Annotated in this window: 8 protein-coding genes; 7 read left to right on the top strand and 1 reads right to left on the bottom strand. The window is 48.6% G+C overall.

Features of this window, described 5'->3' with window-relative positions; genetic code table 11:
- Nucleotides 1-66: 66 nt before the first annotated feature.
- Nucleotides 67-327, bottom strand: a complete 261-nt coding sequence (locus QVO39_RS04040) for a hypothetical protein (protein WP_021903114.1) — start codon at nt 325-327, stop codon at nt 67-69.
- A gap of 699 nt (nt 328-1026) precedes the next feature.
- Between QVO39_RS04040 and QVO39_RS04045 the strand changes: the two genes are divergently transcribed.
- The 7 genes from QVO39_RS04045 (at nt 1027) to QVO39_RS04075 (ending at nt 9873) form a co-directional block, all read left to right on the top strand.
- The gene (locus QVO39_RS04045) at nt 1027-1740 is read left to right on the top strand and encodes a porin family protein (protein ID WP_021903115.1); all 714 of its coding nucleotides are present in this window, start codon (nt 1027-1029) and stop codon (nt 1738-1740) included.
- Between the two features lie 157 nt (nt 1741-1897).
- Nucleotides 1898-3052, top strand: a complete 1155-nt coding sequence (locus QVO39_RS04050) for a sensor histidine kinase (protein WP_021903116.1) — start codon at nt 1898-1900, stop codon at nt 3050-3052.
- Nucleotides 3049-3822 carry a LytR/AlgR family response regulator transcription factor gene (locus tag QVO39_RS04055; RefSeq protein WP_021903117.1) on the top strand — a complete coding sequence of 258 codons (774 nt, stop codon included), beginning with the start codon at nt 3049-3051 and terminating at the stop codon, nt 3820-3822. Before QVO39_RS04050 ends, QVO39_RS04055 begins: the two co-directional genes overlap by 4 nt.
- Before the next feature lie 52 nt (nt 3823-3874).
- A complete protein-coding gene (locus tag QVO39_RS04060; protein WP_021903118.1) occupies nt 3875-5278 on the top strand; it encodes a TolC family protein in 1404 nt (467 codons plus the stop codon).
- Nucleotides 5279-5296: 18 nt separating this feature from the next.
- Complete coding sequence (locus QVO39_RS04065; RefSeq protein ID WP_021903119.1) at nt 5297-6373, top strand: efflux RND transporter periplasmic adaptor subunit; 1077 nt, start codon at nt 5297-5299, stop codon at nt 6371-6373.
- Nucleotides 6374-6377: 4 nt separating this feature from the next.
- Nucleotides 6378-9524, top strand: coding sequence for an efflux RND transporter permease subunit (locus QVO39_RS04070; RefSeq protein WP_021903120.1), 3147 nt, complete (start codon nt 6378-6380; stop codon nt 9522-9524).
- Nucleotide 9525: 1 nt separating this feature from the next.
- Nucleotides 9526-9873 (top strand): PG0541 family transporter-associated protein, encoded by a 348-nt coding sequence (locus QVO39_RS04075; RefSeq protein ID WP_021903121.1) that lies wholly within the window; start codon nt 9526-9528, stop codon nt 9871-9873.
- The last annotated feature ends 117 nt before the right edge of the window (nt 9874-9990 follow it).

Consider the following 9990-nt stretch of genomic DNA (forward strand, 5'->3'; position numbering starts at 1 on the left):
TGCGAGAATGGCACTTCGTGCAACATTCTCTTAAGGTCTTTCTTGAACCTAGTAGTGTATATGACTCTACGCTTCATCGTCAAATAAAGAGGCTTCAATTGTGCTCTTGTTGGTCGTATCTACCTCTCCAGCAAATTCTCCATTTCTTGCCTCTTCACAGGCCTTAATAGTTTCCTCATTATATGGTCTATAGCCCATACGATAGAGCAAGGTCTCAATATAATTGCTAAGACTTCTATTTTCGGCTTTGGCCTCCTTCTTCATTTGATCCAACAAGTCAGAATCAATTCTGATAGATGTTGATGTCTTTAATGTTGCTCTATTCATATATAGGTAGTATTTATCGTGTTGCTTGTAGCAAAAGTACCTATATTTTCATTAATGATGTACTTTCTTTAATGAGAGAATAGGGGGTTACGCATTAGAAGGTCTTACCATGAATGACCTCCCCGTGGGAGGTCAGACGGATCCTAGCCCCTAGTCAAGGCTCGTAGAGCCGATGAATAGGGGACCAAAACCCGACCCACCCCCGCCATTCGACCCCTTGTGGGTCGGACAACTCATTTAAGGATTAATCTGATGCGTTAGTCCGACCCGCAAGGGGTCGTGGGATAGGGGGGGGATGACCGTTAATCCCCTAGTCGTTCGGGGCTAACGCCCCTCCGACATAGGGGCTAGGATCCGTCGGACCTCCTCGAGGAGGTCCTTCTAGTCTATCAGTAGCATTGATGAATATAAGTTGTTAATGCTGTACAGTGTATGAGATGCATGACTCTTTTTAATGCGTAACCCCCTAAAAGAGAAGAAAGTCTATGGGCATAGCCTTCTGAAGGAGTCTTACCCGTAATAAGCACAATTTAGTCGTTTCGGTAGGGAATATGGTCGGTTCGGTAGTCTTTCCCTTGTGGGATGCTACTCGGCTGACTACCTTTGTGCTGTAATTAGATGGTTCGGCGATGCTGGCTGGGCCAATCAAAACAAAAGATGGAACAATTATTTAGAAACAAGTAAGAAAAGAAAAAGCTTATGAAACGACAGATGATGACAATCGCCCTCGGTATGGTGATGGGACTGCTAGGAACTTCGGCAATGGCACAGAGCAATGTGTCGCTGGACTATGGTGTGAAGGCAGGTGTAAACTGCGGCCACCTAGCACTGAGTGATGACTTCAAGGTGCTAGATAGCAAGATGAAGGCGGGTGCAGACTTTGGTGGATTTATGAGGATCAACCTACACCAGAACTTCGCCATTCAGCCTGAGCTAGAGTTTTACTACCGTGGTAGTGGTCTAGAGACCAATGTAGCTGGCAAGGAGTTTGAGAATAAGATCAATCAGTGGGGTATGCAGATCCCTGTATATGCCCTTGGTAAGGTGGCTGTGGGTAATGGTACACTTTATGGTGGTGTAGGTCCTTTTGTGGGCGTAGGCTTCTCAGCTAAAACCGATGAGATTGAGCTCCTCGGTAACCGAGTAAAGATAGATCCGATAGACCTCTATGAGGAGCACAATGAAAAGTCGGCGCTTCAGAGATGGGATGTAGGTATCGCTTGCCAACTAGGTTATGAATTTGCCAATGGTATCCAGATCAATGCCGGGTATAAGTATGGCTTTATCAACCAGGTAGACGACCTTAAGAGCTCTCTGAATGACGTCACTTCAAAGCTAGGTATGCCTCTAAGTAGTGATGACTACAAGGCCAATGCTAGTGTGCTGACTGTAGGAGTGGGTTACCGCTTCTAATCTAAGTAATCTTTTTACAATTCTCTAAGTTAAGTAGTGTGACGAGTCGTGCCGCTATGCCCTCTCTGCGTGTGTGGAAAAGTGTGTGTAAAAGGGGGAGAGTGTGGTGGTATGGCTCGTTACTTTATGCTATATTTGCTAAAATAGGAGGGAGCTGATGGTAGCATTTGAAGAAGATATGGAGGCGAAGGGTATTTGGAAGAAGGGTCGATTGAGCCGACGACATGGTCGGGGCTTTATATTTCTAAGCACGGAGCGTAGAAGTGTATGGCTGGCGACGCTGATTGTGAGCTTTTTGCTTGCCTTTGTGATGTTGTCGTCGTCAATCTATTATTACAGTCTGCTTGATGAGAGTCGGCAGATTGATTTTGGGGCGATCTTATCGCTCAACTTCTTCGGTTCGCTTTTGGTGAATATGCTCTTCTTCTACCTCCTCCTTTCGATCCAGTCATGGGCGATCAATAGGTACAATATCCGCCAGTATCAGTTTTGGCTAATACTATTAGGCCTTTTGGGAGGTATGGTGTGGCTATCCCCCTACCTGTCAAGGTTGCAAAGGTGGTGGTTTAGAGACTACCTCAATTACCATACCTATGCGACATTACAGTATGTAAAGGACTTGGTGATCTTGGTGGTGACTTTCCTATTCTCCATGATTATCTACCTGATGAAGCAAAACCACGTGGCAGTGGTGGGGATGCAGGAGCTGGACTTGGAGCGATTGCAAAATAGATACACAGCACTCAAAAACCAAACCGACCCGCACTTCTTATTCAACAGCCTCAATACACTGATGGGTCTCATCGGCAGAGATGACGAAAAGGCAGCGGAGTATGTGGAGGAGCTGGCAGCAGTATTCCGACACACGATGCGCGACAAAGTGGTGGTGAGGCTCTCGGAAGAGCTGGAGTTGGTGAAGTCGTACCTCTACCTGATGTGCCTTCGCTACTATGATGGACTAAAGGTGGAGTGGGGTATTGAACAGGATTATCTCGACTACTACGTGATCCCGTCGGGAGTGCAGATCTTGGTGGAGAATGCAATTAAACACAATATCGCGAGTAGTAAGTTACCACTGACCATCTCTATCCGTACTGAGGAGGGACGACTAGTGGTGGAGAACCCTTTGCAACTCAGAGAGCGAGCAGCCTCTAGTAGTAGCGGGGTGGGTCTGGATAATCTTATGGAGCAATATCGATTGGTATTTGGCAAGGATATTGAAATCGTCTCAAGGGGTGGGACGTTTAGAGTCTCCCTGCCATTGATAGAAAGTTTGAATGAATTAGCACCCCGTGCAAAGTCACTCTTATGAAGGTCATTATAGTAGAGGATGAGTATTTTACCGCCAAGCGCCTTGAGTCGCTACTCAAGGAAGGGGATAGAGAGGTGGAGGTGCTTGCTATCTTGCAGAGTGTAGAGGAGTGTGAGGAGTGGTGGCAATCCAATGATGAGCCCGACCTCGCCTTTATGGATATTCACTTGGCAGATGGAGAGGTCTTTTCGCTCTTTGAGCGGGTGGAGGTTACTTGCCCTATTATATTTACCACGGCGTATGAAGAGTATGCCCTGAAGGCCTTTGAGGTGAATAGTATTGACTACCTCTTGAAGCCAATCAAGGCGAGTGATTTGGAACGTGCCTTGGGAAAGGTGGAGCGCTTTAGTAGAGGTGGTGAGAAGGTAGACAATCAGGCAGTGGTGAGCCAATTGGTGGCGGCGCTTGGTAGCTCGCCGATGAGCTACAAGAGTCATTTCCTTGCCCCTTTTAGGGATAAGCTCTTGCCTATATCGGTGGATAAAATCGCCTACATACGCTCTGAGAATAAGGCTTGTGTGGTGGTGACGACCGATAAAAAGGAGTATGCCATGGACCTTTCACTGGAGAAGATGGGCGAGGAGCTCAATCCTAAGCTTTTCTTTAGAGCCAATCGACAGTATATCGTAGCTCACAGTGCTATTGTGAGTATGTCGGTATGGTTTGGAGGAAAGCTCACGGTGTCGCTTTCAGTACCCACGCCCGAGGCGATTATTGTTAGCAAAGCCAAGAATAGGGAGTTTCGGGAGTGGTATCAAGGGATGTTGTGACCCCCTTTTATTTACTTATAAAGTAAGTGTAAGTATTTTTTTAGTGTAGATTATGTTTCGGAAATTGAATATAGGGATGACCTATTGTCTATTTATAGCAATGGTACTCTCTATGGGAGAGGCTGTGGCTCAAGCTCCAGCACCGCTCTCATTGGAGAAGTGCCGTGAAATGGCTTTAAGCCACAATAGGGAGATACAGATGGCAGAGTCGGAGGCGATCACCTCGGACTACTTGGTGAAGTCGGCCAAGACGAAGTATCTGCCTCGCATCGACTTTGCTGGGGGTTGGGTGAATCCTGGCGATCGGGCGTTGAAGCCATTTGCCATTGACTTTAATATTCCTGGAGTGACACCTCCAGGGCTTTCATTGCCACTGGACTTTATCAGTGTTGCTCCAAAGGAGGTATTCACGGGTGGCTTTGTACTGAAGCAACCGATCTTTATGGGGATGAAGATCGTGGAGGCCAATAAGATGGCACGCTCTGCTTCGGAGCTGGCACACGAAAAGGTAAAGCTGACGGAGGCGGAGGTGCTGACCACGGTGGATGAAGCCTACTGGAGAGTGATTTCGGTGGAGGAGAAGGTGTCATTGGCTAAGAGCTACAAGTCTTTACTGGAGCGATTGGCGCAGGACCTGCAGAACCTTTATGCCGAGGGAATGACCACTAAGAATGAAGTGCTCAAGGTACAGGTGAAGCAAAACGAGGTGGAGCTCTCGCTGATGCAGGCTGAGAATGGTCTGGTACTCTCTAAGATGCTTCTGGGGCAGATCATAGGAGTGGATGCTGAGCAAATCACTCTGGATAAAAGTGTGATTAGTGAGGAGGAGTTGAGTAGTCGCCTGGTGGCACTCACCGACCCCTATGCTGTGGAGCGTGCCGAGGTGGCGATGCTTCGGAAGAAGTTGGCCATCACGCAGTCGGCTAAGAAGATGGTGCAGTCGCAGTTTTTGCCCAATGTGTTTTTAGCTGCTGGTTACAACTGGACGAGCCCCAACCTCTACAAGGGGACTCAGAACAACCTCGGTGGCGACTGGATGATCGGAGTAGGGGTGCAGATCCCTATACTCACGTGGGGCGACCGCCTTCATCAGGTGCATATGGCGGAGCAACAGGTGACCAAGGCCCAATTGGAGCTACAGGAGGCACAGGAGAAGATTGGCTTGCAGATTCAGCAGAATCGATTTAAGCATACCGAAGCGCTCAAGAAGATGGAGTTGACCAAGCTTTCCAAGGAGCAGGCGGAGGAAAACCTCCGTATCACTCGAGACAACCTTCTGGAAGGGATGAATAGCATCCGAGATATCCTAGAGGCACAGGCGATGTGGGAAAAGGCGGCTTCTGCCGATATCGATGCAAGGGTGGAGGCAGCGGTGACCCTATCGCAACTAGAGAAGTCCACTGGGGCTCTCTATCAGTATGCAGAGGAATACCATCAGAAACAAAATCACAAATAGATAAATAGACATTAAGATATGTACTTCAAAGGAATAAAGCAGATTTGGCTACCCCTTCTACTATTGGGAGTAATGGGTAGTACCGTCTCCTCTAGCAGGAAAGGCGATAATGAGCAGACGTCGGAGGCGGATAAGGTAGTGCCTGTAACGATAGCACAGGCCAAGGAGATGACCTTCACACCCAATATTCGATTCTCGGGTAGTGCCGAGGCCTCTAAGAGTGCCAACCTAGGGACCGCCTTGCCAGGTAGAGTGGAGCGTATTCACTATACCAAGGGAAGCTACGTACCACAGGGGGCTCTGATTGTGGAGATGTCGGATGAGATGCTTCTACAAGCTCAGATCGAAAATGACGCGATTAAGCGGGACTTTGAGCGGGTCACTAGACTCCGTGAAAAAGAGAGTATCAGCCAGATGGATTACGACCACGTGAAGGCTAAGTATGATGCTTCGGTGGCGAAGGTGGCGATGCTGAAAAAGAATACCTCCATCACCGCACCATTTAGTGGTGTGATTACCGATATATTGATCAATGAAGGGGAGACTTATGCCTTTACCCCAAGTGTAACAAGCGACCTCAAGCTGGAGAGTGGTATCATAGAGCTTCGTCAGGTGAATCCACTGAAGGTGACGATCGAGGTGAATGAAAAGGAGCTGAGCTATATAGAGCGTGGTCAGGCGGCAGCGATCACTTTTGATGCTTACCCCGACCAAGTGGTGGAGGGTAAGGTCTCCTTCCTCTCTCCTGTCCTTTCGCCGATGTCGCGTACTGCTTCTATCGAGGTGAATATTCCCAATAGCAGTCGTACCTTCAAGCCAGGAATGTACTGCAATGTTGCCATCGCTCTTCCCGAGCGTGAGGGTCTCTTTGTACCGCTCAATGCGATCTATCGTTTGGCGGGTACGGGCGAGGAGTATCTCTTTAAGCTGAGTGCCGATGGTAGCACCGTCACTCGTATCCCTGTCACTCGTGGCGAGATTAACGACGGTTGGGTCTATATCGAGAGTGCCGACCTGAAGAGTGGCGACTCGGTAGTGATTGATGGAAAGAATAAGCTCAGTGAGGGCTCTAAAGTGAATGTAGTAAAGAAATAAGCGTATGAAGCTACCTGAATTTGGTGTGAAAAGACCTATCGCCACCGCCATGATCTTCGTGGCGATTATGGTGATCGGGGTGTTTTCGCTATTGAAATTACCACTGGACCTGATGCCGAATATGGAGTTCCCCTCCCTTACGGTGATTACGGTCTATCCTGGAGCCTCGGCTGTGGAGGTGGAGGAGCAGGTCTCCAAACCTCTGGAAGCGGTGCTTTCGGCGGCGGAAAATCTGGTGGAGATCAAGTCGATCTCTAAGGAGAATGTCTCTTTTATCCAACTTCGTTATGAGTGGGAGGAGGATGTAACGGCTGCTGCTAATAACGCTCGTGACCTTTTAGAGTTGGCGAAGTCGCGAATACCTTCGCAGGCTTATACGCCGATTATCTATAAGATCAATGCCTCGATGATGCCTGTGCTTGGTTTTGCAATCAATGCCGATGAAAACTACAACGGGCTAGAGGAGATCGTGGAGGATAAGATTGCCTCCCCCCTGAGAAAGGTGGATGGCGTCGGTACCGTGATTTATCTCGGTCAGCCTGAGCGGGAGATCCGTGTGGAGATCGACCCTACCCGAATGCAAGGGTATGGAGTATCGGTGGCACAGGTCTCTATGATGCTGAAGGCCAATAATGTCAATGTGCCGGCTGGCTTTGTCTCTGAAAGTGCTTATGACTTCTCTGTGCGTATGCCAGGAAAGTATGAGAGCGTGGAGGAGCTAGAGAATACGGTGATTAAAGCGATGAAGGGCAAGGTGGTGCGTCTGAAAGATGTGGCTACTGTCAAGGATACTTTTAAGGAGACCGATGCATCGGCTTTCAACCATATTGGCCAAGGCATTGCGCTCCTGGTGCAAAAGCAATCGGGTGCCAATACGGTAGATGTGGCGAATGCCGTGCGTGATAAGATTGCTAGTATCCAGGGCGATCTGCCTTCTGATGTACAGATCTTTGAAGTGATTGGTTCGGACGAATTGGTCACCTCTTCGGTGAACAACCTGAGCTCTTCTATCTGGTATGCCTTGATATTTGTGACGCTGGTGGTATTGCTCTTCCTAAGGGAGTGGAAGTCAAGCTTGATTGTCTTCCTCACCATGCCAGTCTCACTGATTTCAGCCTTTATCGTGATGAGTCTGCTCGGCTATACCATCAATATCTTCTCACTGGTAGCCCTAGTGATAGCCATCGGTATGGTGGTGGACAATGCCATTGTAGTTCTGGAGAATGTCACGCAGCATATCGAGCGTGGGGCGATGCCTAAGCAAGCAGCAATGTTTGGTGCCTCGGAGATGGGGCTAGCGATTGCCGCCTCTACCCTGACCACCATTGTGGTATTTATGCCACTGGTATTTATGGGTGGTATTGTGGGTGTGATGTTTAAGCAATTGGCTATCCTTACGGTCGTCTGCCTGATTACCTCGCTATTTACGGCACTCACGCTGACCCCTATGCTTTCAAGTGTGTTGCTGAAGCCAGCCCCTCGGGGTGGAGAGGAGCGAAAGCATGGCAAGCTCTACAATTGGAGTGAGCGGATGTTTGAGCGAATTGAGCGGAGATACCATAGATTCCTCGGGTGGGCGGTCTTCCACAAGGGAGTTACTCTAGGGAGTGCCCTCATCATCTTTGTCCTCGTGCTATTACTCGGAAAGTCGGTAGGTACCGACTATATCCCCGATATTGATGCCGGCTCTATTTCTGTACAGTTTGAGACGGAGCAAGGAAGCTCGCATGCTGTGACAGAGGAGGTGGGCAATCAGATTGTGAAGCTCATTGAGGAGAATGTACCTGAGGTGGCTGTGGGTGGCCTTGCTAGTATTTCTGGTCAGACTCCTGATGGAGCTCTCACGGCAGTAGGATTTAAGGAGGGTAAGAATATCGGTACCATCTTCTGTCACCTCAAGCCTGTAGATGAGCGTAGCCGAAGCAGTCAGGAGATTGCCAATGATATCCGCCCACTAGTGGAGGCAATCCCCGAGATTGAGAAGGTAACGGTGTCGGGAGGTAGCGCCATGGCAACTGCCCTCACGGGAAATAAAGCCCCTATCGAATTCGTTATCTTTGGTAAAGATATCGAGGAGATGAATAAGGTAGCACTCGGTCTTGAGAGCAAGGTGAAGGAACACCCAGAGTTTACCAACGTAGAGGCTCTTGTCTCCGCTGGTAATCGTGAGGTGCATATCGTGGTGGACAAGGATAAGGCGGCCCAAATGGCACTGAACCCTGGGGTGATTGGTATTCAGGTACGTGAAAATCTCTATGGTGCCGATGCAGGTGTCTTTACAGAGGATGGTCGCGACTACGATATCAAGATTCAGTATGCCCCCGACTTCCGCCACTCTATCAATAAGCTCAAGGAGATGCAGGTGACCAATCTACTTGGTCAGCAGGTGCCTCTGATCGCTGTAGCAGACCTACAGGAGAAAGAGGGTCCGGTGGAGATTGAGCGAATGACGCAGCAAAGGTATGTGAAGGTGACAGCCGACCTCAATGGCATCTCTCTAGGTGAGGGCGCTAAGATCGCTGAGGAGATTATCAATAATACCAGTGCTCCTGAAGGCATCGAGATTTCCCTTGGCGGACAGGTGGAGGATCAGAGCGATACCTTCTCTTCTCTAGCTACAATCTTCTTAATTGGGCTGATGCTGGTGTTTATGGTGATGGCTGCTCAGTTTGAGTCGCTACTCGATCCATTCATCATCTTCTTTGCTATACCATTCACCTTGGTAGGAATCATTCTTGCCTTCTTCATCACTGGCACTACCCTGAGTGTGGTTACCTTTATCGGACTGATTATGTTGGTGGGTATCGTGGTGAATAATGGTATTGTGCTGGTTGATTATACCAATATGCTGATACAGCGTGGATACAGCATCCGCGATGCCGTGATGGAGGCAGGTCGCTCACGACTACGCCCTGTATTGATGACCTCTATGACCACTATCCTCGGTATGCTACCAATGGCACTTAGTACCGGTATGGGTAAAGAGATGTATGCTCCTCTTGGTATTACCATTATTGGAGGTCTGCTGATCTCTATGTTGGTAACCCTCATTTTGGTGCCTACCGCTTATGCCTTTATGCACCAGCGGAGACTCAATCGGGAGCGCAGACTATTTAGAATGAAAAGAAACAGCAGTGACGATAATGAATGAGATGAAATTTACATACATCACCTGTAACATCAGTATGCTTGAGCAGATGGAGGAGCTCTTAAAAGAGCTTGAGATCCAGGTGTATCAAGTGATTCCAAAGGCTTTGGCAGAGAGCCACTTTGATATCCCGCACAAGGATACTGCCGTATGGCCAGGCTTCAATGCCTCCCTAATGGTACAGGAGGAGGTGCCAGCTAAGTCGGAAGCACTGATGAAGCGGATCGAAGAGATGAATCACACCGCCTATAATAACAGCGAGCTAATCGCTGCTTATCAATGGACGGTCAATACCTTTGTGCTACCAGAGCCAGTGGCACCTCTCCAAGGAAGTGCTGCTCTCTCCGACTAAAGCCAAACGGAGACTGCCTCGGTAGTCTCAGCTTATCTACACTAAGTGGAAGTAGGGAAGAGTCCCCATTCTACAACTATTAATTTGTAAGGAATAGCCACTATCAAAGTATCCGAA

This window comes from Porphyromonas sp. CAG:1061, assembly GCF_000435035.1.
Classification (GTDB): domain Bacteria; phylum Bacteroidota; class Bacteroidia; order Bacteroidales; family Porphyromonadaceae; genus Porphyromonas_A; species Porphyromonas_A somerae.